At 64.8% G+C, this 23,459-nt stretch carries 18 protein-coding genes and 6 tRNA genes; 13 read left to right on the top strand and 11 right to left on the bottom strand.

The window, feature by feature from the left end; genetic code table 11:
- The first annotated feature begins 3 nt into the window (after nucleotides 1-3).
- The 4 genes from OLSU_RS03780 (at nucleotide 4) to OLSU_RS03795 (ending at nucleotide 4,239) form a co-directional block, all read left to right on the top strand.
- Nucleotides 4-1,350 (top strand): aspartate kinase, encoded by a 1,347-nt coding sequence (locus OLSU_RS03780; RefSeq protein ID WP_013251628.1) that lies wholly within the window; start codon nucleotides 4-6, stop codon nucleotides 1,348-1,350.
- Nucleotides 1,351-1,426: 76 nt separating this feature from the next.
- Nucleotides 1,427-2,440 carry an aspartate-semialdehyde dehydrogenase gene (locus OLSU_RS03785; RefSeq protein ID WP_013251629.1) on the top strand — a complete coding sequence of 338 codons (1,014 nt, stop codon included), beginning with the start codon at nucleotides 1,427-1,429 and terminating at the stop codon, nucleotides 2,438-2,440.
- A 175-nt stretch (nucleotides 2,441-2,615) separates the two neighbouring features.
- The gene (locus OLSU_RS03790) at nucleotides 2,616-3,137 is read left to right on the top strand and encodes an RNA polymerase sigma factor (protein ID WP_013251630.1); all 522 of its coding nucleotides are present in this window, start codon (nucleotides 2,616-2,618) and stop codon (nucleotides 3,135-3,137) included.
- On the top strand, nucleotides 3,130-4,239 hold the full coding sequence (locus tag OLSU_RS03795; protein WP_013251631.1) for a DUF4179 domain-containing protein: 1,110 nt from the start codon (nucleotides 3,130-3,132) through the stop codon (nucleotides 4,237-4,239). Before OLSU_RS03790 ends, OLSU_RS03795 begins: the two co-directional genes overlap by 8 nt.
- A 124-nt stretch (nucleotides 4,240-4,363) precedes the next feature.
- On the opposite strand, the gene OLSU_RS03800 is transcribed toward OLSU_RS03795, so the two are convergent.
- The 5 genes from OLSU_RS03800 to OLSU_RS03820 all read right to left on the bottom strand — a co-directional run bounded on the left by OLSU_RS03800 (nucleotide 4,364) and on the right by OLSU_RS03820 (nucleotide 11,678).
- The gene (locus OLSU_RS03800; protein ID WP_236697194.1) at nucleotides 4,364-5,185 is read right to left on the bottom strand and encodes an amino acid ABC transporter ATP-binding protein; all 822 of its coding nucleotides are present in this window, start codon (nucleotides 5,183-5,185) and stop codon (nucleotides 4,364-4,366) included.
- Complete coding sequence (locus OLSU_RS03805; protein WP_013251633.1) at nucleotides 5,178-5,831, bottom strand: amino acid ABC transporter permease; 654 nt, start codon at nucleotides 5,829-5,831, stop codon at nucleotides 5,178-5,180. Before OLSU_RS03805 ends, OLSU_RS03800 begins: the two co-directional genes overlap by 8 nt.
- A 56-nt stretch (nucleotides 5,832-5,887) precedes the next feature.
- Complete coding sequence (locus tag OLSU_RS03810) at nucleotides 5,888-6,760, bottom strand: transporter substrate-binding domain-containing protein (protein ID WP_013251634.1); 873 nt, start codon at nucleotides 6,758-6,760, stop codon at nucleotides 5,888-5,890.
- 86 nt (nucleotides 6,761-6,846) lie between these two features.
- Complete coding sequence (locus OLSU_RS09085; protein ID WP_148219052.1) at nucleotides 6,847-7,599, bottom strand: class B sortase; 753 nt, start codon at nucleotides 7,597-7,599, stop codon at nucleotides 6,847-6,849.
- 26 nt (nucleotides 7,600-7,625) lie between these two features.
- Complete coding sequence (locus OLSU_RS03820) at nucleotides 7,626-11,678, bottom strand: VaFE repeat-containing surface-anchored protein (protein WP_013251636.1); 4,053 nt, start codon at nucleotides 11,676-11,678, stop codon at nucleotides 7,626-7,628.
- 309 nt (nucleotides 11,679-11,987) lie between these two features.
- Here OLSU_RS03820 and OLSU_RS03825 point away from each other — a divergent pair.
- The 3 genes from OLSU_RS03825 (at nucleotide 11,988) to OLSU_RS03835 (ending at nucleotide 12,279) form a co-directional block, all read left to right on the top strand.
- Nucleotides 11,988-12,063 (top strand) — tRNA-His (locus OLSU_RS03825).
- A gap of 21 nt (nucleotides 12,064-12,084) precedes the next feature.
- Nucleotides 12,085-12,160, top strand: a tRNA-Lys gene (locus OLSU_RS03830).
- 43 nt (nucleotides 12,161-12,203) lie between these two features.
- Nucleotides 12,204-12,279: transfer RNA gene (locus OLSU_RS03835), tRNA-Lys, on the top strand.
- Nucleotides 12,280-12,894: 615 nt separating this feature from the next.
- On the opposite strand, the gene OLSU_RS03840 is transcribed toward OLSU_RS03835, so the two are convergent.
- Entirely contained in the window at nucleotides 12,895-14,394 is a 1,500-nt protein-coding gene (locus OLSU_RS03840; RefSeq protein WP_236697193.1) for a DEAD/DEAH box helicase, read from the bottom strand.
- 269 nt (nucleotides 14,395-14,663) lie between these two features.
- On the opposite strand from OLSU_RS03840, the gene OLSU_RS03845 reads away from it, so the two are divergent.
- The 3 genes from OLSU_RS03845 to OLSU_RS03850 all read left to right on the top strand — a co-directional run bounded on the left by OLSU_RS03845 (nucleotide 14,664) and on the right by OLSU_RS03850 (nucleotide 16,416).
- A complete protein-coding gene (locus tag OLSU_RS03845) occupies nucleotides 14,664-15,248 on the top strand; it encodes an NUDIX hydrolase (protein WP_013251638.1) in 585 nt (194 codons plus the stop codon).
- A gap of 84 nt (nucleotides 15,249-15,332) precedes the next feature.
- Nucleotides 15,333-16,349, top strand: coding sequence for a type I phosphomannose isomerase catalytic subunit (locus OLSU_RS09090; protein ID WP_049765211.1), 1,017 nt, complete (start codon nucleotides 15,333-15,335; stop codon nucleotides 16,347-16,349).
- Nucleotides 16,340-16,416, top strand: a tRNA-Arg gene (locus OLSU_RS03850). The genes OLSU_RS09090 and OLSU_RS03850 overlap by 10 nt, the downstream gene beginning before the upstream one ends.
- Nucleotides 16,417-16,503: 87 nt before the next feature.
- On the opposite strand, the gene OLSU_RS03855 is transcribed toward OLSU_RS03850, so the two are convergent.
- Nucleotides 16,504-16,947 (bottom strand): MarR family winged helix-turn-helix transcriptional regulator, encoded by a 444-nt coding sequence (locus tag OLSU_RS03855; protein WP_013251640.1) that lies wholly within the window; start codon nucleotides 16,945-16,947, stop codon nucleotides 16,504-16,506.
- A gap of 10 nt (nucleotides 16,948-16,957) precedes the next feature.
- A complete protein-coding gene (locus tag OLSU_RS03860; RefSeq protein ID WP_187287200.1) occupies nucleotides 16,958-17,209 on the bottom strand; it encodes a thioredoxin domain-containing protein in 252 nt (83 codons plus the stop codon).
- A 251-nt stretch (nucleotides 17,210-17,460) separates the two neighbouring features.
- Here OLSU_RS03860 and pfkB point away from each other — a divergent pair, with 251 nt between their 5' ends.
- Nucleotides 17,461-18,387 (top strand): 1-phosphofructokinase, encoded by a 927-nt coding sequence (pfkB, locus tag OLSU_RS03865; protein WP_013251642.1) that lies wholly within the window; start codon nucleotides 17,461-17,463, stop codon nucleotides 18,385-18,387.
- Between the two features lie 91 nt (nucleotides 18,388-18,478).
- A complete protein-coding gene (ptsP, locus tag OLSU_RS03870; RefSeq protein WP_013251643.1) occupies nucleotides 18,479-20,182 on the top strand; it encodes a phosphoenolpyruvate--protein phosphotransferase in 1,704 nt (567 codons plus the stop codon).
- Between the two features lie 168 nt (nucleotides 20,183-20,350).
- Here ptsP and OLSU_RS03875 read toward each other — a convergent pair whose 3' ends face one another.
- The 3 genes from OLSU_RS03875 to OLSU_RS03885 all read right to left on the bottom strand — a co-directional run bounded on the left by OLSU_RS03875 (nucleotide 20,351) and on the right by OLSU_RS03885 (nucleotide 21,691).
- On the bottom strand, nucleotides 20,351-21,307 hold the full coding sequence (locus tag OLSU_RS03875; RefSeq protein ID WP_013251644.1) for a diacylglycerol/lipid kinase family protein: 957 nt from the start codon (nucleotides 21,305-21,307) through the stop codon (nucleotides 20,351-20,353).
- A gap of 228 nt (nucleotides 21,308-21,535) precedes the next feature.
- Nucleotides 21,536-21,611 (bottom strand) — tRNA-Gly (locus OLSU_RS03880).
- Between the two features lie 3 nt (nucleotides 21,612-21,614).
- Nucleotides 21,615-21,691 (bottom strand) — tRNA-Pro (locus tag OLSU_RS03885).
- Nucleotides 21,692-21,887: 196 nt separating this feature from the next.
- On the opposite strand from OLSU_RS03885, the gene gdhA reads away from it, so the two are divergent.
- On the top strand, nucleotides 21,888-23,243 hold the full coding sequence (gdhA, locus tag OLSU_RS03890; protein ID WP_013251645.1) for an NADP-specific glutamate dehydrogenase: 1,356 nt from the start codon (nucleotides 21,888-21,890) through the stop codon (nucleotides 23,241-23,243).
- Nucleotides 23,244-23,459: the final 216 nt, after the last annotated feature.

The raw sequence follows: 23,459 nt of genomic DNA on the forward strand, positions 1-23,459 counted from the left end.
AAGATGATCAAGGTCGCAAAGTTCGGCGGCTCGTCCGTGGCCGACGCAGGGCAGTTTCGCAAGGTGAGGGACATAGTCAGGTCCGATCCCGAGCGCAGGTTCGTGGTCGTGTCCGCCTCGGGCAGGCGCTTCCCGACGGACAACAAGCTCACCGACCTGCTGCTGCTGGTGAATGCGCACATCCAGTACCACGTCGACTGCAGCTCCCTGCTCAGGGACATCGAGGGGCGCTTCGTCGCGCTCGCGGGCGAGCTGGGCCTCAAATACCCCATCTCCGAGAAGTTCGAGGAGTTCTCCGCGCTCGTCGCGAGCCTCTCTCCCGAGTACATCGTCAGTCGTGGCGAGTGGTTCACGGCCCAGCTGATGGCGGAGTACCTGGGCAAGCCCTTCCTCGACGCCGCCGACGTCATCGTCTTCCACCATGACGGCACGATTGACATGGAGCGCACGCAGACCGCGCTGCGCGATGCGGCCCAGCGCCTGGGCGGCTTCGTCCTGCCAGGCTTCTACGGGGCGACCGTCGACGGCACCATCAAGCTCTTCGAACGTGGTGGCGGTGACATCACGGGGGCCATCCTCGCACGTTGCCTCGACGCAAACCTCTACGAGAACTGGACGGACGTATCGGGCTTCCTCTCCGCCGACCCCCGCATCGTGGAGGGCCCCCGCACCATCCACCGCATCACCTTCGACGAGATGCGCGAGCTCTCCTACATGGGCGCGTCCGTCCTGCAGGAGGAGGCCATCTTCCCCGTGCGCGAGGTCGGCATTCCCATCCAGATCAAGAACACCAACCTGCCGGAGAAGCGCGGCACCATCATACGCGAGACCGCCGAGGACGGGGTGAGCGAACACCTCATCACCGGCATCGCGGGCAGGAAGGACTTCACGGCCATCCACGTCCAGCGCGCGCACATGTCCGGCGAGGTCGGCTACATCCGCCGGGCGCTCGGGATCTTCGAGCGCTACGGAGTCTCGGTCGAGCACATCCCCACGGGCGTCGACTCCTTCGGCGTCGTCGTGAGCGCGTCAGACGTCAAGGACAGCGTCTACTCGATCGTTAACGACATACAGCGCGACCTCAAGCCCGACAGCATCAACGTCGTCGACAAGCTCGCCCTCATCTCGGTCGTCGGCCGCAACATGAGCCGCCGCGCCGGCACCTCGGGCCGCGTCTTCGGCGCCCTGGGCGAGGAGGGCATCAACATCCGCATGATCACGCAGAGCTCCCAGGAGATCTCGATCATCATGGGCGTCGACAACGACGACTTCGAGCGTGCCATCAACGTCATCTACGATCGCTTCGTGGAGAACGAGATGGCCATCCTGTCCGAGGCGGACAGGGGCTAGGGTTAGGGGCTGGTCACAGGAGCTGACGGTGACGTGCCGCGTGACGGCTCCGTCTCGTGCGACAGAGGGGAAGAGCATGGCAGACAAGGTTGTGGCGGTTCTCGGTGCGACAGGCGTCGTCGGCACACAGATGCTCCAGTGCCTTGAGGAGCGGTCATTTCCCGTGAAGCGGCTCGTGCCCCTGGCCAGCGCGCGCTCGCAGGGCAGGAGCGTGGTGTTCGGGGGCGAGGAGCTGCCCGTCCGGGAGGCCCGGCCCGAGACCTTCGACGGCGTGGACATCGTGCTCGGTGCCGCCGGGGACGCCCAGGCACGGGAGCTGCTGCCCGAGGCCGCGCGCCGAGGTGCGGTCTGCGTCGACAACAGCCACGCCTTCCGACTGGACGAGGACGTACCCCTGGTCATCCCCGAGATCAACGCGGAGGATATCCAGGACCACCCGAGGGGCCTCATCTCCAACCCCAACTGCGCCACGACCATCGGCCTGGTGCCCACCTGGCCGCTGCATCGCGTGGCTGGGCTCAGGCGCATGATCGTCTCCACCTACCAGGCGGCCTCTGGCGCCGGCATGGGCGGCCTCAAGGAGCTCGAGCGCGAGTCCGCCTGCATTATGCGGGGCGAGGGGATAACGGAGACGGCTCCGTTCGCGTACCAACTGGCCTTCAACCTCATTCCGCAGATCGGTGGCTTCGCGGACAACGACTACACGTCCGAGGAACTCAAGATGCAAAACGAAGGCCGCAAGATCATGCACCTCCCCGAGCTGCGCTTCAACTGTACCTGCGTGCGAGTTCCCATCATGCGCTCGCACTCCGAGTCCATCACTTGCGAGTTCGATCGCCCCATCACGCCTGATGAGGCGCGCGAGATCCTCTCGGCGGCTCCGGGCGTCAAGCTCGTCGACGACCCGGCGCAGCTGCGCTATCCCATGCCGTTGGACGCCTCGGACCAGGACCTGGTCCTCGTCGGGCGCATCCGCCGTGACCTCTCTGCACCCGATGGCGCCAACGCGCTCACGTTCTTCTGCTGCGGGGACCAGATTCGCAAGGGCGCCGCCACCAATGCCGTCCAGATCGCGGAGCATCTGGTCTAGGCGCCCGCTCCCATCACGTGGGCGCATCGCGCCCCTTCGACGCCTCGCCACGCGAGGCCCCCGGGGAACTGACGGTCCCCGGGGGCCTTCTGCTGTCAGGTTTTGGGGTGCAGAATCGTGTTGTAGGCAGATGGATCCATCACGGTCGCGACGGGGAGCCAGACAGGAGGGGGACATGCCCAAGAAGGAAGTGGATGGACGGGGAGGGGATGGAGGCGACCAGCGCAGGGAGGCGGAGAGGTTCGTGCGCACCTACTCCGACCTCATCCTGCGCCTGAGCTACACCTACCTGCACTCCACGTACGATGCGCAGGACGTCTGCCAGACGGTGTTCCTAAAGATGCTCACGAGAAGGCCGCAGTTCGAGGGCGAGGGGCATGAGCGGGCGTGGGTCATACGCGTCACGGCGAACGCCTGCAAGGACCTGCTGAGGAGAGCGGACAAAAGGGTCCTGTGCCTAGACGACGTCGCCGAGCCGCCCGCTCCCGATGACGGCGCCCATGAGCGTCAGACGGTGCTCGATGCCGTCATGTCGCTTCCCGAGGCCTATCGGGAGGTCGTGTACCTGCATTACTTCGAGGGCTACCCCATCAGGGACGTCGCCCGTCTCGTCAACGTTGGCGAGGCCGCGGCAACCAAGCGCCTGAGCAGAGCCCGCGACATGCTCCGCGAGAGGATTGGAGACAGCGATGACTGACATCATGGACGACTACAGGAAGCAGATGCACGACCTGTCGTTCTCCGAAGAGGACAAGGTGAGGATGGTGGAGCGTCTCGCAAGCGCGACTCGTGACGCCCCCTCCGATCAGGCGCCTTCCGCGGTCCCGCTTCGCCGCGGCCACCGCATGCGCCTCGTTGCCGCAGCCGTTGCGGCCGCGCTTTGCGTGACCTGTGGGTTTGGCGTCGCGTATGCGAGCGGCGGCCTCGTGGGCGTGAGTGACCTCCTGGACGACGTCTTCGGGGGGGCGCCTGCCCAGACCGAGGTCGTGAACAAGGTCGGCAGGCCGCTCAATGCCGTGGCGAGCTCGGATGGCGTGACCATGAGCGCGGACGCGGTCATCTGTGACGGCAACAACTATGCCGTGGTCTACAGCATCCGCAGGGATGACGGAGGCTCGTTCGGCGACTTCGAGGCCAACGGCTACGGCTACCTTCCCCTCATGTTCAGGGACGGTGACTCGCACGTCTCCGGCATCACGGGAGCATACGGGAGCAGCTACTTCTACGACGCCGACCCCTCCGACAACGCGATTCAGTACGTGCAGCAGATGTCGCTGTCAGGAGGGTCCGACTCTCCTGAGGGCAGGACGCTCCGTGCGGAGTTCTCTGGCCTCTGTGTCTTTGACGGCGAGACGGGAGACCTGACCAGCCTGGCCAGTGGCAGCTGGAACCTCAAGTTCAAGATGGACTACGAGCCCGTCTCCCAGGCCCTGCCCACAGGCCAGGACTTCGATCTCAATGGGGCGAGGGCGACGGTGCGCCGGCTCTCCGTCTCACCGATCGCGGTCTCCCTCGACTATGACGTTGCCGAGCCCGCCAGCCTTCCCGACGACGAGCCAGACGGACGAGAGTCCGACGCGATGGCGCAGCGCGAGTCCCAGCTGCTCGATCTGGGGACCATAGTCCTGACCATGAAGGATGGCACTACCTACCAGGTGAAGGACATGGGAGGCGGCGCTCTCGACTCCTCTCGTTCTGACTCGGCATCGGTGGAGAAGAACATCTTCCTCACCCAGATCATCGACCCGGCCGATTTGGCCTCGGTCACGGTCGGCGGCACGACCATAGCCGTGTCGTAGTCGACCTTACTCGACTCGACGTTACCCTGCCGAGCGTTCGGCGCGCTTGTGACGACGGGAGGGGCGAAAGGCGTGGTGCCTGGTGCCCCTTCGTCCGGCGCTCCCGTGCAGGCACCCCATGCTGCTAGTCCTCCGCATCCGCGAGGAAGCTCCTCGTGCGTTCGTCAGTTGGGCTTCCGAGGACCTGCGCGGCGTCGCCTTCCTCGACGATCTGGCCGTCAAAGAGGAAGGCGACACGGTCGGACACCTCGCGCGCGAAGCCCATCTCGTGCGTGACGATGCCTACGGCCATGCCTTCGGCGGCGAGTTCGCGGATGAGGAGGTGCATGTCGGCCGTCAGCCTGGGGTCGAGGGCGGACGTTGCCTCGTCGAAGTAGATGACCTGGGGCCTCATGCAGAGGGCGCGGGCGATGGCGACGCGCTGTTGCTGCCCGCCCGAGAGCTGGCAGGGGACCTTCTCGGCATGCTCGTTGAGCCCTAGGCGCTCGAGCAGCCGGCGGGCCTGGTCCTCGACCTCGCCACGGTCCCTCCTCTGGACCACGATCGGGGCGTCCATGACGTTTTGTAGGACACTGCGATGCGGGAAGAGGTTGTAGCTCTGAAAGACGATGCCAAAGCGCATGCGCGCCTCTCGCATCGCCGTGCGGTCGTACTCGGCGCCCGTGCCTTCGGCTGTGGTGCAGACGCGGACGCTGCCGTAGGCGAGCTCCCCTGCGTCATAGGTGTCGAGGAGCGTCAGGCCGCGCAACAGCGTGGACTTGCCGGCACCGGAGGGGCCGATGAGCGCGAGGACCTCACCTTTCCGTATGGTGAGGCTGACGCCCTTCAGCACCTCCCTGCCATCAAAGGACTTGCGTGCGCCACGCAGGTAGACGGCGGGAAGGCCCATCGCGGACGCAAAGCTCACGTCCGGACGGGGGATGGCTCGCATCGCGGTCCTAGTCATGGTAGTAGTCCAACCCCTTCTCGGCGCGTCTGAGCGCGAACTCGATGAGCAGGCAGGTGACCCAGTAGATGAGGGCGGCCAGGGCGAAGGGGGCCATGTTGCGCTGGGACGCCACGAGTGCCCTGCTGGTGGTGAACATCTCGGCGATGCCGATGGAGAAGGCGAGGGACGTGTCCTTGACCAACGTGACGACCTCGTTACCCATGGCTGGCAGTATGCGCTTGAAGACCTGTGGCAGGATGATCCCGAAGAAGGTCTGGGACCTCGAGTAGCCCAGGACCTGCGCAGCCTCGTACTGTCCCTGCGGCATGCTCTGGATGCCCGAACGATAGATCTCGGCAAAGTATGCCGCGTAGTTGACGATGAAGGCGATCATGACGGCCACGAACATGTAGCTGGGGCCCGTTTGCTGCCCAAAGACGTAGTAGGGGATGAAGAAGACCGCAAACATCTGGAGCATCAGCGGCGTGCCGCGCATGAGAGAGATGTAGAGCCCCGTGAGGAACGAGAGCGGCCTGAACTTCGACAGGCGACCTAACGCCACGATGACCCCCAGGGGGACAGCCCCCAGGAGGGTGAGAAGGAATATCTGGAGGGACACGACATAGCCCTGCACGAGCATGCCGAACATGGTGGACAGTTCCACGTGATACCGCCTTGTTCTCGCCTGACGTATGTCTGGGATGCGTTTCCGTTGTGAGGCTACCGCGCTTTGGGAAGCACCCAGAGATCGTAGGAGACGCCCTGGTCGGCGTACTTCTCGCAGAGCTCTCTGACCCTGCCCTCAGAGTCAAGCGCCTGGAGGTCGCCCTCTACCTTCTTGGCAAGTTCCCTGCCAAGGTCGGTGTCGGCAAATCCCACGCCAAAGTGCTCCGAGCTGAGCGCCTCGTCGAGGATCGCAAAGGTCGCGGTCTTGTCACCTATGTTGTACACCGCGACGGGATAGTCGACGGCCACGGCATCCACCGATCCGCTCTCGAGCATCATGAAGGCGGTGTTGTACTCGCCGATGGTCTGAAGCTGGGAGAACGAGGCGCCAAGCTCGGCCTGCGTCCCGTCGGTGCTCAGGAGGTCGTAGGCTGCGGAGTCCGCCTGCACGACCACGTTCTTGCCCGCGAGGCCGGCGAAGCCCGAGATGCCGGAGTCGGAGCGCACGACCACGACCTGGCGGTTCTCCATGTAGGGGCTGGTGAACGCGTAGTCGCCCTCGCGACCCTCGATGGTGAAGCCGTTCCAGATGCAGGTGATCTGCCCGCTGTTCAGCAGACCGTCCTTTGCGTCCCAAGATATGGGGCTGGGAGTGTACGTCCAGCCCTCCTTCTCGCAGACCGCCTGAGCGAGCTCGAGGTCGAAGCCGGTGTAGCGTCCGTCGTCACCGACATATCCATAGGGTGGGAAGTCCTGGTCAAAACCGACGACGAAGTTGCCGTCGAAGGATGAGGGGCCGCCTTCCTTCGTGCCGACGGGTGCGGGGGCCGCGCCGCAGCCTGCCGTTGCAAGCAGAATGGGTGTCGAGAGGATGGCAGCGGATGCCTCGATGAACTGCCTGCGGCCCAGCGTACGTGCTTCGATCATGATGCCCCTCCTTAGAGCGATGCATGCACTTTAGCGTGATGGAGTAAGCATAGACCGCGCCCACGAGGCGTTCAAGCGCCGTGCAGTTACGACTCTGTTTCTCCTGTCCAGCAGCAGACGAAGATAGTCCTTTCGCGCTGTCCGGGTACGTCAGAGCTGCAGGTGACGAGCGATACGGCACATCGCGTGCGCCCGATGAGCTCCTCCCAGTCCGCCCGACGGGCTCCCGCGTCACGGGCAAGTCGGATGAGCCATGCCTGAAGCTCCCCCGTGTCCTTTGGCGGGGAGCAGCCGACAACCTTGCCGTTACCTTCGCCGTCTACCGTGAGGGCACAGAGGGGCACGAGCAGCTTGCCCCTCGAGCCCCGGGTCTTCCAACGGAGGCGCTCGTCACACAGGCCGGCGAATGCTCGCTCCTCCCCGGCGTGGGCAATGGGGGAGAACATGAGCGTCGTTCCCGAGCAGTGATGCCCAAAGACGAGGATGCCCGCGTCTTCGGTCGATCTGTCGAACTCCATATAGGGGCAGCCAATCCCGCTCTCCTCACCCCACAGGTCATGAGTGAGGAAGTAGCCCGGATCGTCAGCGGGCTCCCGTGCGACGGGGTAGTCGATTGGGGTTCCGCTGAGGCTTAGCCAGGCGACGGCGTTTCCGGGCAGCTCGTCCCTATCGCCCCCACCGTCCGCACCTGGGTCGCCCCGGGCGCCCGAGACGCGGTCGGCGAGCGTTTCATAGCGTCTCTGGTGCCCGAGGTCATCGATGGCTCGGACGAGTTGGGGCAAGGAGATTGCCAGGCCCGCTCCGACGAGGATGGACGCAAGGAGTCTGCGTGAACTCACGCGCCTGTCCGACCACATGCCCTTCCCTACCTTCTGCCCCGATGCCAGAGGGCGACTCCACCTAGGATCGCAGCGGCGCAGAGGGCCAGGCGCATCCAGTCGATAGACATCGTGCCCGTCTGCGGCATGCGACGCGCTCCGCTGGGCCCGTCGCCCACGAAGACCGCCTGATCGTCGTCTTCCAGGTCCTCGTGCGCGGCGACGGGGCCGAACTCGTCAAAGAGGCGCTCGAAGGCGACGACCGCGCGGCCTTCGAGCCCCTCCGCATCAAGGGGCAGCTCAACGATCACCTCACCCGAACCCTCCTCGGGCACGAAGGAGACGCCTCTGGCATCTCCCAGGGCCTTGCCGTCCCCTCGGTCGACGAGGTGACCTTCCAGACGGTATTCCCTTCCCGGGACGAGGTTGTGATAACTGACGTGATCGACCACCATCTCGTCCCTGGTGGCCCTGACGCTATGCTCGCCCGTCGTTCTGTCCGTGGCGATCGTGTGGATGGAGGAGACGAACACGCTCTGGTCCGCGTCGCCAAGGTCCTCATGGGCCGCCACCACGCGTCCCTCCCGCGCGAGCCTCTCGAAGGCGACTACCGTCTTTCCCGCCAGAGCCGTGGCGTCGACGTCCATCCTCACCTCGACGCTCCCGGACGGTTCCGCGGGGACGAACGTGACGCTTGCCCCGAACGGGGTGCCGTCGCCGCCGACGAGCTCCGCGCCCGAGTCCCGGTCGCGTAGCGTGCCGGAGGCGACGTACTCGGCGCCTGGCTCGAGCCCCTCGTAGCTCATGAGGTCGCAGACGGTCTGGACGTCACACGAGCTTATCAGGTGGTCTCCGTCGAGCGCATCCGTAGCCATGGTCTCTATCTTGGGGAATGACACGAACTGGCCCTCGTCCTCGAGGGACTCATGCGTAGCCACGAGTTCGTCACTCTGATAGAGCCTCTCGAACACGACAAGCCTCCTTCCTGCGACCACCTCCGCCGACACGTCGAAGCACAGCTCCTGTGTGCCTACGGCTGCCTGGGGGGTGAACTTGACCTCGGCCTGGGCGCCGTCAGCCTTGAGGGGGCTTCCGTCTGCGCGGTCGACGAGAACCCCCACCAGTCGATACTCGCGCCTAGCCTGGAGACCCTCGAACGACACCCTGTCCGTGACGGTCTCGCTTGCGTCTGCCTGACGCTCACGCCCTCCCCCCTTGAGGGCTGCCTCGGTGTGGATGCTGGGGCGTACCAGGGTCTGGCTCGGGTCACCGACGTCGCAGTGGTTAGCCACGGGCCGTCCGTTGCGCATGAGCCGCTCGAACACCACGACCGAGGACCCCCCGACATGGGCCGGCAGGCGAAACTCGAGCACATGGCTCTCCGTGGACGAGCGTGCGGTAAAGGTCATGCTCTGAGACAGGCTCTGCCCACCCTCGTCCTTGAGCTCCTCACCTGACACGCCGTCAACGAGGGTTCCCACCAGCGAGTAGCTGGCGCCCACATAGAGGCCTTCCATATGCACGCTGTCGGTGATGGCCGACTCCGAGCAGGAGGGGATCTCGTGGTCGGCGTCTGTCGCGTCAGTCGCCTCCGTTTGGATGGAGGGACGGACATGGAACGTCTGGGCCTTGTCGTTCGGGTCATCATGACGTGCGACTTCGACGTCTCCCTTGAGAAGCCGCTCGAACACCACGACGTCGCGATCGCCACACAGGGTTGAGTCGAACGTGAACTCAACGGATTCCGTCCCATACTCCGACTTGGACACGAAATCCTTTCGCGAGCTCACGGGCTTTCCATCGCTGTCAAGCACAGCTTGGCCGGTCGTCCTGTCTACGAGTGTTCCCACCAGGCTGTAAGAGGTGAGCGGCGTGACGTAGGCGAAGTCGATGACGTCCGTGACGTGCGTCTCGCCCGCCGCGCAGACGCCACCGTCGGTGGAGAGGGTCGTGACGGAGGTCCGAATGGAGGGAAGGTTCTTGTCATCGACGGTACCCATGTCTATCGCATAGCTGTCCCTCGAGACGGTGACGGCGAGGGTGACGAGCTCCCTGCCCTCGTTCGTTTTGCAGCGCAGCTCCTCGAGGCGGTACGTGTCGTAGGGGAGTGCTCCAAGGTCGTCGCGCACCGCCGACCCGTCATGTGCGGCACCCGAAAACCACGTGCCGCAGACCCGGTAGTCGTCGCCCTTCGCCCCATCGTTCGCGTTGGTCATCTCGCTGTGCGCGATGCGGCTCGTCCTCGTGTCGAGGACGCCGTTCTCGTCCGTGACCACGATGTGGCTCTCCCCTGTGGTGGTCGAGGTGATGCGGAAGGGAACTCCCGCAAGTGCGTCTGCGCCGTCGGAGACCTTCTTCCTCAGATGGAGGTCGCCACGCTTGACCATGTCGGAGAATGGGACCTTGACCAGGACGCCCTCCTCGTGCACGTGGATCGTCTGCGTAAAGCCCTCGGGCAGCAGGTATCCTTCCGGTGCCGAGAGCTCGGTGACGCGATAGCTGCCATAGGGAAGATCGTCCGCTGCGGTCTCGGCATGCCCGTTCTCGTCCGTGACCAGCTCCAGGCAGTCTATGGTCGCGTCTGGTGGGTAGGGAGTGCCCCGTACGACGACGGGGCCGTCCGAGGCGTTCTCCAGCTTGAACCGCGCGCCAGCAAGTGACGCTGCGCCCAGGGGCCGCGATGCCTTCGTCTCCGCGTCGAGCTTCTCTATGGCAAGCCCACCGCGCCTCACCGTGTCAAGGAACGCCAGTGCCCCCTCATCCACACCCGTCCTTGTGGCCCAACCGTCGGCCTTCTCGAGGGACGTGGTCGTTCCGTCCGTCGTGACCCAGGCAAGGCAGGTTGCGGATGAGGGGGAGTATCCCTGTGGCGCCTTGGACTCCCTGATCGCGTACGTTCCGAGGGGAAATACCACGCCCCCCGTCACGGGGTCGCGGAAGTAGTCGGCTCCGGACACCTTGCAGCCCTCGTCTCCCAGCACGGCGGCGACACGCCCGTCGTCCAGGCGTCTCGTACGTATGGTCCATGTCCTGGTCGCGACATAGGGAAGCCCCGCGACGTCATCGTATCTGCCGGCGAAGTACCTGACCTCGAACTCGGCATCCTCCAGAAGTGCGTCGCCCTCGGCGGTCCTGGGGTTGATGGCGATGTCCCCATCATGCTTCTCGATCTCGAACGGATGAGTCAGCCGTCCGGGCTCCTCACACAGCTCCACCCGTCTGGTCTCCATCCGCTCGACGGAGGCTGCATGTACCGTGACGTCCAGCAGATAGCCATGCGGTGCGTGACTCTCGCGCAGGTAGTAGCGACCTACGGGGAGCTCGACCTCCTCGGAGGACCCATCGGTCCCCGTCCACAGCTCGCATGCGAGATCCGTGCAGGCCTCATCACGGAACACCTGATAGCATGCCTTGTCGAGGGCGTAACACGGATTACCGTCGCTCAGCTCCCTGTCGGCGGAGGACTTGACGACCTTGAGCCACCCCATGTTGGCCTCCGTGGTCAGGAGCACGTCCTGGTACCTTCCGTCCTCAGGGGTCCATATGGTGCCGCAGGAGAAGGGCGGCCCCTGGTAGGCCTGGGCCTCTTCCAGGAACTGGAGGGCCGTGGTCCTGCAGCCGTCTATGTCGGCACATTCCGAAACGACGTCACCGCCACAGCACTGCCATATCGCCATCTGGGTCACGGCCCGCGCCTCCCCCGGTGAGAAGGCCCTGCCGCATATCGTCGTCGCATTGGGATAGCCATGGGCCATCAGGTAGCTCAGGACCTGGTCAGGTTTGCCGTACGCCGCGTAGCCTACGGATGCCAGGGGTCCGTCCTTGTGCTGGTCTATGCAGTACGCCACGCCCCATTTTCCGGAATCGTCCACATTCTGGTAGACGCCGAAGGTGCGAGCGTCGTACTTTCCGACGGCCCCCTGCTCGCGCGTGTTGCGAAATGCCATGCCCTGTGCCTCTCGAGCCAAGAGGGGAGAGGCGAGGAGGACCATGGACGCAACGAAGAGCCCAAGCGCCATGGCGACGAGTCGTTGCATGTCTGGGCGACGTCTGGGGGCCGTGCCGATCTGTCTGTTCGTCTCTGGGTCGGGTGCTGACATGCTGACCGCCTTTCCTGCAAATGTCCGCGTGATGGGGGATCGCACAGGCATTGTCGGCTTGCCTTGGGGTGCCTTGAGGTGAAAATCACCTGGAAAGGGAGGCCGTGCGACCAAAGTGACGGTGCTTGTCAAATGCTTGCCCACGCCTGGCGTGAGCGCCGCCTTGGTTTGCATAAAGCACACCGACGACCGTCGTTCCCGCGCCCTCCCCATCCCTTCGGATCATGCAAGTTTTTTCAAATTGACCCTTGCATCCCTGGGGTAGTTTGGGCATGATAGTCAAGCGCGTTACGCAGTGGGGCCCGTATGGTGGGTGTAGCTCAGTTGGCAGAGCGACGGACCGTGGCTCCGTAGGTCGAGGGTTCGAGCCCCTCTACCCACCCCATTTCGTGGCGCCTGGTCAGACGGGTCGTTAGCTCAGTTGGTAGAGCAGGGGACTCTTAATCCCAAGGTCGAGGGTTCGACCCCCTCACGACCCACCATCTGATTCTCTTGGCCGCAGCGTCCCTGCGGCTTTGCCTTGACGGGTCGTTAGCTCAGTTGGTAGAGCAGGGGACTCTTAATCCCAAGGTCGAGGGTTCGACCCCCTCACGACCCACCACGAAGATAAGCCCTCGCCTGCGGAAATGCGGGCGGGGGGCTTTGCGTGGGGACACGTGTCACTCGGTGCTGCTCGGCACCTCGCCCAGAGTCGCCAATTCTCTCGTCGGAATCGTGCTGCCCCATCCCCGCGGCCCCGTGTCCCACGGGCTCGGAAGTGCGCACCTTTGGAAGTGAGTACTCTTCCGAGAAGTGAGTACTTTTTCGACTTCCCAGGGGTGTGTGGCGCCTGGTAAAACTGCGTTTCTTGACATAACCGCAGGTACTGGACCTATCGAAATTATCGGAAGTGAGCACTGGCACTCACTTCTAGCCACTTCTAGCAATTCCGGCACAGTTCTGACACGAAAACCGTGATCTCGGTGATCTTACGCCGTGGCGCGTGCACGCATTTTGAAATCGCGTGCACGCAAGTAATGGAACCCCAGTTCAGAAAGGGCACCATGCACACGTTTCGAAATCGCGTGCACGGACGCTCGGCCAGGGAGTGCCGGAGCCTCGACGTCGCGGCCCCGGCACGATGTCGGCATGCTGTTTTTGGATGCTGTTCCGGTAGCGAGATCCGGGTTTTACGGCCTGCGAGGACGGTGCCGACCCACCCAAGCGCTCGCTTGGCTCAGCGCCGCCTCGTGCCGCCTCGATCGCCGGGATGACGTCGTCCGGAGCGGCCTGCCGGCTTCCTGGGCTTGTTGGGTGCGCCATAGCTGCCGCTCGCTCTGCGAATGGGGCTCGTCTTGGCATCCTTGCCGCCGTGCGCGATGCCTTCGGAGCCCCCCATCCCGTCGACATCAGGAGCGCGTCGTGCCGTGCGCCGCTCGGCCATCCTCCTGCGCGCCCTCTTTCCCGGCAGCTTCTCCCGGGGGTCGCGCATGGGGTCTATCAGCTGCGGATGCTCTCCCAAGTCGATGCCGTGCGCTCGGGGATACGTCGGCACCACGCGTCCCATGAGCTTCTCGACGTCGCGCAGGTCGAGGTAGTCATCCTCCGTCACGAAGGTAAGCGCCCAGCCGCTCTCGCCCGCACGTCCGGTGCGCCCGATGCGGTGGATGTAGTCCTCGGCGTCGCCAGGCACGTCGAAGTTGACGACGTAGGCGACGTCGGGGATGTCGATGCCCCGTGCCAGCACGTCGGTTGCCACCAGGACGCCGACCGATCCCTCGCGAAAGCCCCTGAGGGCGCGCTCGCGCTGGTTCTGACTGCGGTTCCCGTGAATGGGGGCGGCGGAGAAGCCCTTTCTCCTGAGCCTTCGACAGATTCCGTCCGCGCGGTGCTTCCCGCGACAGAAGACGATGACGCGCTCGGCCCCCTCGTTCTCGAGCACATGGGTGAGCGCCGCGTGCTTCGCCTCGGGCGAGACTCCCAAGACGAACTGCTCGATCGTCTCGGCTGCGGTGCCCTTGTGGGCTATCTCGACGCGTACGGGGTCCTTGACCAGCGACTCGGTGTTGGATGTCACGTGTCCGTCGAGCGTTGCCGAGAAGAGCAGCGTCTGGCGCCCCTCAGGCGTCCTTCCCACGATCTTGCGCATGGCAGGAAGGAAGCCCATGTCAAGCATGCGGTCCGCCTCGTCGAGCACCAGCACCTGGACCTCCCCGAGGTGGGCATCCCCCTGGTCCATGAGGTCGATCAGGCGACCGGGCGTCGCTACGAGCAGGTCGCAGCCCCGACGCAGGGCCCTGCGCTGCGGCTCGTAGCCCACACCGCCCACGACAGTCGCCGCCGTGTGTCCGGTGCGCGCGCAGATGGCCCGTGCCACCTCGTCGATCTGCTGGGCAAGCTCTCGCGTGGGCGTCACGACGAGCATGAGCGGCCCTTGCCCGGCCTGGGCGTGGGGCAGCCCGTCAAGTGAGGGGAGGAGGAACGCGGCTGTCTTCCCCGTGCCGGTCTGGGCGGCGGCGATGACGTCCCTGCCTCGGAGCGCCGGGGGGATGGAGCGTGCCTGCACGGGCGTCGGCACCTCGTAGCCCATGTCCCTCACGGCCGCAAGCGTGAGGGCGCCCAGGCCAAGGGATGCGAAGTCATCGAATTCGGTCTCGTCGGCCGATTCGGTCTCGTCGGTCGCCTGCGCCGGCATGTCGTGCTTGCGGCCGCGAGGACCGCGCTGGTGGTTTGCCATAGGTCTCTTTCTTGGAGTGGCTTTGCCGTGCATCCCTCGGGAACCTGTGTCCCGGATGGCAGCCTGCCAACCGACGGGCTCGTCGCACGGCGCTTCTCTACCCCACCCATGCTAGGCGTTTCGCCGTGCCAGCCGACCCCGTCTTCGCCTCCCCGCCAAAAGAGCGCAAGTCATCATGGGCCGTTGCGAGCCGTCGCACCTGCAGGGCACGTCCGCCCCCATCGTGCTAGCCTTGCCCTGTCACGCGCCCGGACTCGTGGGGAGGAACTATGACCGGACTGCATGTGAGCAGGAGGATCGAGGCGCTGCTGAGGCCCGACGCACGCTTCGTCGAACGGGTGGAGGGGCGTCGCCGCACGTGGGAGGGCACGATCTTCTCGGCCGACGTCCTTACGGTCGGACTTCCTGATGGGACGCGGGGCCGTCGCGAGGTTGCCGTCCACCATGGGGGGGCCGGCGCCTGCGTGGTGGCCGACGGCCAGATGTGCCTCGTCCGCCAGTATCGCGTCGCGGTAGGGCGCATGACACTCGAGATCCCTGCCGGGAAGCTGGACGCGGGGGAGTCCCCTGCGCTCTGTGCGGCCCGTGAGCTTCGAGAGGAGACGGGCCTGGTTGCGCGGGAGCTTGAGCCCATCGCGGTGTCGGCGGGCTCCATCGGGTTCACGAACGAGACGACCCACATCTTCTTGGCCCACGGCGTCACGCGTGGTGAGTCCTCTCCTGACGAGGGCGAGCTGTTGGGCGTCGTGTGGCTTCCCGTGCGCGAGGTCGTGGATGCGGTACGCGCCGGCGCCATCCAGGATGCCAAGACCATCGTCTCCGCCCTGACGGTGCTCGAGAGGGGCCTTGCGTAGGCTAGAATGGGTCGGGAGGACTTCCTGCGCGGCGGTGGGATGCCCCCTTCCGTCGCGCCATACGGTGTCGAAAGGGGTGTGGGCATGGGCGAGACACGCGATGACACGGTTGACGCCAAGCGTGGCCTCATCTTCATGGAACCGCTGTTCCACGAGAAGATCTGGGGCGGCAGGCGCCTCGAGAGCGAGTATGGCTATCGGCTGCCAGATGGTGCCATAGGGGAGTGCTGGGCGATATCGGCCCATGCGGCGGGCGACTGTCCCATCGTTGGCGGTCCCTTCGAGGGGACGACCCTCTCGGGACTCTGGCGCGATCACCGCGAGCTGTTCGGAGGCCTTCCCGGCGATCAGTTCCCCCTGCTCATCAAGATACTCGATGCGGATTCCGACCTCTCCATACAGGTCCATCCAGACGATGCCTACGCCGCCGTGCATGAGGGGGGCTCCCTCGGCAAATGCGAGTGCTGGTACGTGCTCCACGCCGACCCTGGGGCAACGATTGTCGTGGGCCAGCGCGCCCATGACAGGGAGGAGTTCTCCTCCCTGGTCGGGCAGGGTGCGTGGGACAGGCTCCTGAACGTCGTGCCCGTGCATGCCGGTGACTTCTTCCAGATCGATCCCGGTACCGTCCACGCCATCAAGGCGGGGACCATGGTCCTTGAGACCCAGCAGTCATCCGACGTCACCTACCGCGTCTACGACTACGACCGCCTGCAGCCCGACGGCACCAAGCGCGAGCTCCATATCGCCCAGAGCCTGGACGTGATCGACTACGACGCGGAGCCCCTCACCTCGGGAAGAATCGTCGCACCCGAGGTGGATGGGGTGACGACGCTCGTGGAGTGCTCACGCTACACGGTCCTGCGCGTCAGGGTCCAGGGCGAGAGGGACCTGGACCTAGACTGCCCGTTCCTCTGCGTCAGCGTCATCGACGGCACCGGCGAGGCGGCGGGCCATCCCGTTCGCAAGGGCTCGCACTTCGTGGTCCCCTCCGGCTTCGGCAAGCTTACCCTCAAGGGCGGCATGGAGCTCATCGTGTCCTACGTCCATCGAGTAGCTCCGCCCGTCGTGCTACCATGGTGCGGCATGAGGCTCCCTTAGCTCAGATGGATAGAGCATCGGTCTTCTAAACCGCAGGTCAGGCGTTCGAATCGCCTAGGGAGCACCAGAAGGTGAGGGCCGGCCGGACGCCACTGCGTCTGGCCGGCCTCCTGCGTGCGCCGGTGGGCCGGTGGCCACGCGCGTCCCGCTGGGGTCAGTCGCCCCTTCCGCCCTCGAGTCCGGCGATGACCTTGCGAAGCAGCCGACGGAGCTCGGCGGCCTCCTCGGGAGATAGATTGATGCGGCAGGCCATCTGCCCGGGCACGCTGGCGAGCTCGTCCTCGAGGCTGAGCCCTGCGTCCGTGGGGGCGACGAGCACGCGCCTCTCGTCATCGGGATCACGGCGGCGTGTCACGAGCCTACGGGCTTCGAGCTTCTTGAGCAGGGGGGTGAGCGTACCCGAGTCGAGCATGAGCTTCTCGCCCAGCTCGCCTACGCCCATCTCGCCGTACTCCCAGAGGGCCATCATGGTGACGTACTGCGTGTAGGTGAGGCCTGCGCGTTCCAGTAGCGACTTGTACGACCGCGTGACCTCGCGTGAGCAGGCGTACAGGGGAAAGCACAGCTGCCTCTCGAGGCTGAGCTCCTCGTGTCTCATGACGTGCCCGCTAGAGGGGGGCGGCCACCGAGGCGTCGATGTCCTCGGGGGTCTTGGTGGGGGCGAAGCGCTCAACCACGCGTCCGTCGCAATCGACCAGGAACCTGGTGAAGTTCCACTTGATCTTGGAACCCATGACCCCGCCCCTCTGCCCCTTGAGCCAGGCGTAGAGCGGGGACTCGTTGCCACCGTTGACGTCTGCCAGGGGCTCCTCGCTGCCGTCCTGCGCCATTACGGTGAAATCGTAGATGGAGCCCGCCATGCGTCCTCCTTCCCGTCGGTTGATCGCAGGCATTAATATATTACAAAATAATATTGTATACAACTGAAAGGCGAGCGAACACCGCGCCTCCACGCACCGCCGAAGGCTCACGCGCGGAGGGTATGTGGGAGGCGGTGCGTGACAGGGGGCCCGAATATCCCTCCAATGATTTTTTTGCGTGGGTTTTATCATCAAACTGAATGCAGGATGCGGCATAATGTCACCTAGGGCGTCTTGGGAAGGAGCTTGCGTTGATATATACCGTCACGTTGAACCCCGCCATCGATTACGTCATGCATCCGCTCACGCTCGACATGGGCTTCACCAACAGGTCCTCGAGCGAAGAGCTGTACTGCGGCGGCAACGGCATTAACGTCTCCACGCTGCTGAACGAGCTCAAGGTGGTGAACGTGGCCTTTGGCATTGTCGCAGGCTTCACGGGCGACTATCTCGTCAAGACGCTCCAGAAGGGCGGCATCTCGTCCAACTTCGTTCGCCTGGACCATGGCTTCACGCGCATCAACGTGAAGCTCAACGGCATCGTCATGACCATGGTCAACGGCATGGGCCCCCGCATCAGCGAGAAGAAGGTCGACGAGCTCCTCGAGCGCATCGACTACATCGGCGAGGGCGACACGCTCGTCCTGACGGGATCCATCCCCAAGTCGCTGCCTGAGGACATGTACGACATCATCATCAGGCGCCTCAGGGGCCGCGGCATCCGCTTCGTCGTCGACGCGCCCGGTTCGCTCCTGCTCAAGGCGCTCGACGCCAGGCCCTTCCTCATCAAGCCCAACAACCACGAGGTCGGCCGCATCTTCGATGCGCGTCCCGAGACCCCCGAGGAGTGCCTGCCCTTTGCCAAGGAGCTGCACGAGCGCGGGGCCCAGAACGTCATCGTCTCCTGTGGCGGGCACGGCTCCTTGCTCTATGACGAGAACGACGAGATCCACATGGTCCCGACGGCAAAGATCCGCCTGGTCAACGCCACGGGAGCCGGCGACTCCATGGTCGCGGGCTTCGTGGCCAAGGTCCAGGAGGGCGCCGACTACGAGACCGCCCTGCGCTTCGCGTCCGCCTGTGGTACCGCGACGGCGGCAAGCAAGGGCATCGCCAGGCGTTCGACCATCGATCGCGTCTACAACGAGCTCAACAAGATCATTCTCAAGCAGGGGTAGGTTTTCCACCCGCCTGAACCGCAGGCGCTGCCCACCTACGGTCGGTCTTGGCATTGCAGGTGCCCTGAGCACTCATTGACAGGAGGCTTACATGTTTCAAGGTGTTAACGCTTCTGATGGCTACGGCATAGGCGTCGCGCAGGTTGCCGTCGCCCCCGACCTCTCGTTCACGCCGACGGCCCCCGACGATCCCGTCGCCGAGAAGGCGCGCTACGCCGCCGCGCTCAAGAAGTTCGTGGCCCAGACGAACGCCCAGATCGAGCGCATGAAGAAGACCGTCGGCGAGGAGGCCGCCCTCATCATGGGCGCCCACATCGAGTTTGCCGAGGACGAGGGCATCAAGGACATGGTCAACGGGTCCATCGACTCGGGCATGTGCGCGGAGCAGGCCGTGAGCGAGGCCTACGACATGTACTACAACATGTTCAGCAACATGGATGACGAGCTCTTCCGCGAGCGCGCCACCGACGTCGCCGACGTCAAGACCGGCCTTCTGGCAGACCTGCTCGGCAAGGAGGTCGTCGACCTCTCGACCCTGCCCGAGAACTCCGTCGTGGTCGTCGAGGAGCTCACGCCGTCCATGACCGCCGACATCGACAAGGAGAACGTCGCCGGCATCGTCACGGAGACGGGCGGGCGCACCTCCCATTCCGCGATCATCGCACGCGCCCTCGAGATCCCGGCCGTCCTCTCCGTAGAGGACGCGACCAAGAGCATCAAGACCGGTGACATGGTCATCGTGGACGGCGGCGCCGGCAAGGTGCTCGTCCAGCCGTCCGACAAGGACCTTGCCCACTATCGCGCCAAGGCCAAGACCTTCGCTGACGAGAAGGCCGCCCTCGAGGCCTACCGCGGCAAGGAGACCGTCACAGGTGACGGCGAGAAGGTCCTGCTCGTCGCCAACATCGGCAACCCCGAGGACGCCAACGTCGCCGCCGAGCACGATGCCGAGGGCGTTGGCCTGTTCCGCTCCGAGTTCCTCTTCATGGACGCCACCGAGCTCCCCTCCGAGGACGAGCAGTTCGCGGCATACCAGAAGGTCGCGCTGCGCCTGAAGGGCCAGCCGGTCATCATCCGCACGCTCGACGTGGGTGGCGACAAGGAGATCCCCTACCTCAACCTGCAGCACGAGGAGAACCCGTTCATGGGCTTCCGCGCCGTGCGCTACTGCCTCAACAACCCGGAGCAGTACAAGGTCCAGCTGACCGCCCTCTTGCGTGCCTCCGCCTTCGGTGACATCAAGATCATGCTGCCACTGGTCACCAGCCTGGACGAGGTGCGCCAGGCCAAGGCGCTCATCGAGGAGTGCAAGGCCTCACTGGACGAGCGTGGCGTCTCGTACAACAAGGACATCGAGGTCGGCACCATGATCGAGACCCCTGCCGCCTCGCTCATCGCCGACGACCTGGCAACCGAGTGCGACTTCTTCTCCATCGGCACCAACGACCTCATCGGCTATACCATGTGTGCCGACCGCGGCAACGACCGCGTATCCTATCTCTACGAGGTCTACCAGCCGGCCGTCCTGCGCTCCCTCAAGCGCATCATCTCCGAGGGCAACAAGGCGGGGATCATGGTCGGCATGTGCGGCGAGGCGGCGGCCGATCCGCTGCTGATTCCGGTCCTGCTCTCCTTCGGCCTGAACGAGTTCTCCGTCTCGGCTCCGTCGATCCTGCGCACCCGCCACATCATCTCCGAGTGGACCAAGGCGGAAGCGGACGCCCTGGCCGAGAAGGTCCTCAAGCTCAAGACGGCCGCCGAGGTCAAGGCGGCCCTGCAGGCGGCTGCAAAGTAGACTGACCGGAGGGGGCGCCTGCAGCAGGTTCCGCAGACGGGCTTCTCACGTATGTCCCCAGAGGGGTGCCTGGCTCGGCCAGGCACCCCTCAGCCTTGGCGGACAATCTCCCCTGGGGCACATGGCGCCCGCAATCGCCTTTTATCCATCTAGCCCGTGCTGTGCCCGTTAGGGGCAGGTGGCGGGAACGATGATGTCGAGGGCGTGGGGAACGACATGTATGTCGAAGCTGGTGCCACGCAGCGGCTCCCCATCAACCTGGCAGGGTGGCTCCTCGTCAGGGAACTCCACATGAACGCGCTCGACGCTCCCGAGCCTCACCGCACGCGAGTGCGTGTGCCATCCCAGGCGTGCGAGGGCGAGGAGTCCGAGGAGGCGGGGCGTGGACGGAATGCTGACGTTGAAACAGATGTCAAGGAGACCGTCGGCGGGGGAGGCGTCGGGGCAGATGCGGAAGCCTCCCCCGTAGCTCGGTCCGTTTTGGACCGCCATCACGATGCTCTGCAGCTCAAGGGGGGCGTCGTTATCGAGGGTGAGCCGTGAGCGATACCCCTTTGAGCTCGAGGACAGGATCCGTATCCCCGAAGTGGCGAAGAGGGCCGAGCCCCTCTGGCTCGTGTTGCGCGCGCGACGCCTGGTGGTGTCCAGGGCAATGGCGGCGTCAAGGCCGAACGACAGGGTCTGCACCACGTAGGCAGACGCGCCCGTGTCGCTCGTGACCGCCTCGAGGTCGATGCGACGTCTCCTGCCTGAGATGATCTGGTCGAGCGCCCGCTCGGGGTCATTGATGCTCGCATGGATCGTGCGGGCAAAGTCGTTTCCCGATCCCATGGGGATGACGGCGAGGTCAGGCCTGCTGTGGTGAGGCAATCTCATGAGGCCGTTGACCGCCTCGTGTATGATGCCGTCCCCACCCAGCACGATGAGGGTGTCCACCTCGTCCATGGTCGAGGCCAGCTCGCCTGCATGCCCGGCCCTCTTCGTCAGCGAGAGCGAGAACGAGGTCGTGGCGGAGGGGTGGGCGTCGAAGAAGCGCTGGACGCGCTCGGCGGCCGCAGCGCCTCTGCCGCTACGTGCGACAGGATTGGCGAGTACCCGGGTTCTTCCCAGTCTGAGTTGGGCCATGTCGTCTCCTGCTGGCAGAGGGGTGATACGGGCATGCCTTCGCAGGCCATTGTAGAGGGAGAGTCCAAGGGTCTGCAGCCCGCGACGCGCAACGCGTGGTCTTGCTAGGCAGGCGGCCCCCGCAGGGGCGCATGACATGGGGGCTGGGGCGCCCATGGCCGTTCGGCGGACCCAGCTCTCTTGCGATATAAAAAGTCAGAGGCCCTCAGCCTCTGACCCTTAGTCCTATGGAGCGGCGGACGGGACTCGAACCCGCAACAGGCAGCTTGGAAGGCTGCTGCTCTACCAATTGAACTACCGCCGCGCGTGGTCGGGGTGACTGGATTCGAACCAGCGACCCTCTGCTCCCAAAGCAGATGCGCTACCAAGCTGCGCCACACCCCGGAGCCGCGTGGAAAGTATACGCGAGGCAGAAGGGCAAGGCAACGGCAGGCCTCGAATTCGCATCGGGGATGTACAGATTGTTACACGGCGTCGTTTGGATGACCTTGCGCCAAGCCAAGTTTTATATTCTCCACGATGTGGCGCCGTCCCCGGCAGCGTGATGACGTCCGGAATTGGCAGTTCGAGAGGAGAAGCAATGAACTATTCCCAGAGGGTCATGGCGGAGCTCAGGGAGCGGTACGCCGACCAACCCGAGTTCATCCAGGCGGCGGACGAGGTGCTCGAGACCCTGCAGCCGGCGCTCGACGCCCACCCAGAGTTCGAGGAGGGCGCACTGCTCGAGCGTATTGTCGAGCCCGAACGTATCGTCATGTTCCGCGTCCCCTGGGTCGACGACAAGGGCAAGGTGCAGGTCAACCGCGGCTACCGCGTCGAGTACAACTCCGCCCTCGGTCCCTACAAGGGCGGCCTGCGCTTCAACCCGACGGTGAGCCTGGGCATGCTGAAGTTCCTGGGCTTCGAGCAGATCTTCAAGAACTCGCTTACCACGCTGCCCATGGGTGGTGGCAAGGGCGGATCGGACTTCGACCCCAAGGGCAAGTCCAACATGGAGATCATGCGCTTCTGCCAGTCCTTCATGACTGAGCTCCAGCGCCACGTCGGCCCAAACACCGACGTCCCCGCCGGCGACCTGGGTGTGGGCGGCCGCGAGATCGGTTACCTGTTCGGCCAGTACAAGCGCCTGCGCAACGAGTGGTCTGGCGTGCTCACCGGCAAGGGCCTCAGCTTCGGCGGCTCGCTCGCTCGCACCGAGGCTACGGGCTACGGCTTGGTCTACTTCGTCCAGAACCTGCTCGAGGACCACGGTGACTCCCTCGAGGGCAAGACCGTCGTCGCCCACGGCTCCGGCAACGTCGCCATCTATGCGATCCAGAAGGCCCAGCAGCTAGGCGCCAAGGTCGTCGCCTGCTCTGACACCAGGGGCTGGGTCTACGATGGCGAGGGACTCTCCGTCGAGGCCCTCGAGGCCATCTACGCGGCCAAGCGCTCCGGTCACGACAAGGGCGTCAGCCTCGCCAAGTACAGCGAGCATCGCCCTGGCGCCGAGTACCATGCCGAGGACGGCCGCAACGTCTGGAAGGTCCCCTGCGACATCGCGTTGCCCTGCGCCCGCGAGAACACCCTCCTGCTCGAGGACGCCCAGGCGCTCGTCGCCAACGGCTGCAAGGTCGTGGGCGAGGGTGCCAACATGCCGACCACGACCGAGGCGACCGCCTACCTCATCGAGAGCGGAGTCGCGTTCTGCCCTGGCAAGGCTGCCAACGCAGGCGGCGTCGCCGTCTCGGGCCTCGAGATGAGCCAGAACGCCGGTCACATCTCCTGGACCTTCGAGGAGGTCGACGAACGCCTCAAGGGCATCATGGCTTCCATCTACCAGGCCTCGTCCAATGCGGCCAAGGAGTACGGCCACGAGGGCAACCTCGTTCTCGGCGCCAACATCGCAGGCTTCCTCAAGGTGGCGGATGCCATGATGGCCCAAGGCGTCTGCTAGGAAGGCGGCTTCCGGGGAGCTTCCGTCCCCATCCATGCCCGCACGAGCGAAAGGGCCCCGAGACGCGGTCTCGGGGCCCTTCTTCCGTGTGCAGTATGTCCATTCGATAACGCATGTCCAGTAATTCACATAATTGAATCTGAAGAGATTAGAATTCATCCAGACCTTTAACAACGGTACGGAGATACCGGCAAGGCGCCCAAATGAAGACAATCG

This window comes from Olsenella uli DSM 7084 (genome assembly GCF_000143845.1).
GTDB classification, from domain to species: domain Bacteria; phylum Actinomycetota; class Coriobacteriia; order Coriobacteriales; family Atopobiaceae; genus Olsenella; species Olsenella uli.

What these genes read in the sequence shown, in the direction of transcription:
- OLSU_RS03785 (WP_013251629.1), top strand. Translation starts at nt 1,427, where the DNA reads ATGGCAGACAAGGTTGTGGCGGTTCTCGGTGCGACAGGCGTCGTCGGC.
- OLSU_RS03875 (WP_013251644.1), bottom strand. Translation starts at nt 21,307, where the DNA reads ATGGCCCAACTCAGACTGGGAAGAACCCGGGTACTCGCCAATCCTGTC.
- OLSU_RS03780 (WP_013251628.1), top strand. Translation starts at nt 4, where the DNA reads ATGATCAAGGTCGCAAAGTTCGGCGGCTCGTCCGTGGCCGACGCAGGG.
- OLSU_RS03800 (WP_236697194.1), bottom strand. Translation starts at nt 5,185, where the DNA reads ATGACTAGGACCGCGATGCGAGCCATCCCCCGTCCGGACGTGAGCTTT.
- OLSU_RS03795 (WP_013251631.1), top strand. Translation starts at nt 3,130, where the DNA reads ATGACTGACATCATGGACGACTACAGGAAGCAGATGCACGACCTGTCG.
- OLSU_RS09090 (WP_049765211.1), top strand. Translation starts at nt 15,333, where the DNA reads ATGGGCGAGACACGCGATGACACGGTTGACGCCAAGCGTGGCCTCATC.
- OLSU_RS03790 (WP_013251630.1), top strand. Translation starts at nt 2,616, where the DNA reads ATGCCCAAGAAGGAAGTGGATGGACGGGGAGGGGATGGAGGCGACCAG.
- OLSU_RS03860 (WP_187287200.1), bottom strand. Translation starts at nt 17,209, where the DNA reads ATGGCGGGCTCCATCTACGATTTCACCGTAATGGCGCAGGACGGCAGC.
- OLSU_RS03855 (WP_013251640.1), bottom strand. Translation starts at nt 16,947, where the DNA reads ATGAGACACGAGGAGCTCAGCCTCGAGAGGCAGCTGTGCTTTCCCCTG.
- OLSU_RS03840 (WP_236697193.1), bottom strand. Translation starts at nt 14,394, where the DNA reads ATGGCAAACCACCAGCGCGGTCCTCGCGGCCGCAAGCACGACATGCCG.
- ptsP (WP_013251643.1), top strand. Translation starts at nt 18,479, where the DNA reads ATGTTTCAAGGTGTTAACGCTTCTGATGGCTACGGCATAGGCGTCGCG.
- gdhA (WP_013251645.1), top strand. Translation starts at nt 21,888, where the DNA reads ATGAACTATTCCCAGAGGGTCATGGCGGAGCTCAGGGAGCGGTACGCC.
- OLSU_RS03845 (WP_013251638.1), top strand. Translation starts at nt 14,664, where the DNA reads ATGACCGGACTGCATGTGAGCAGGAGGATCGAGGCGCTGCTGAGGCCC.
- OLSU_RS03810 (WP_013251634.1), bottom strand. Translation starts at nt 6,760, where the DNA reads ATGATCGAAGCACGTACGCTGGGCCGCAGGCAGTTCATCGAGGCATCC.
- OLSU_RS03820 (WP_013251636.1), bottom strand. Translation starts at nt 11,678, where the DNA reads ATGTCAGCACCCGACCCAGAGACGAACAGACAGATCGGCACGGCCCCC.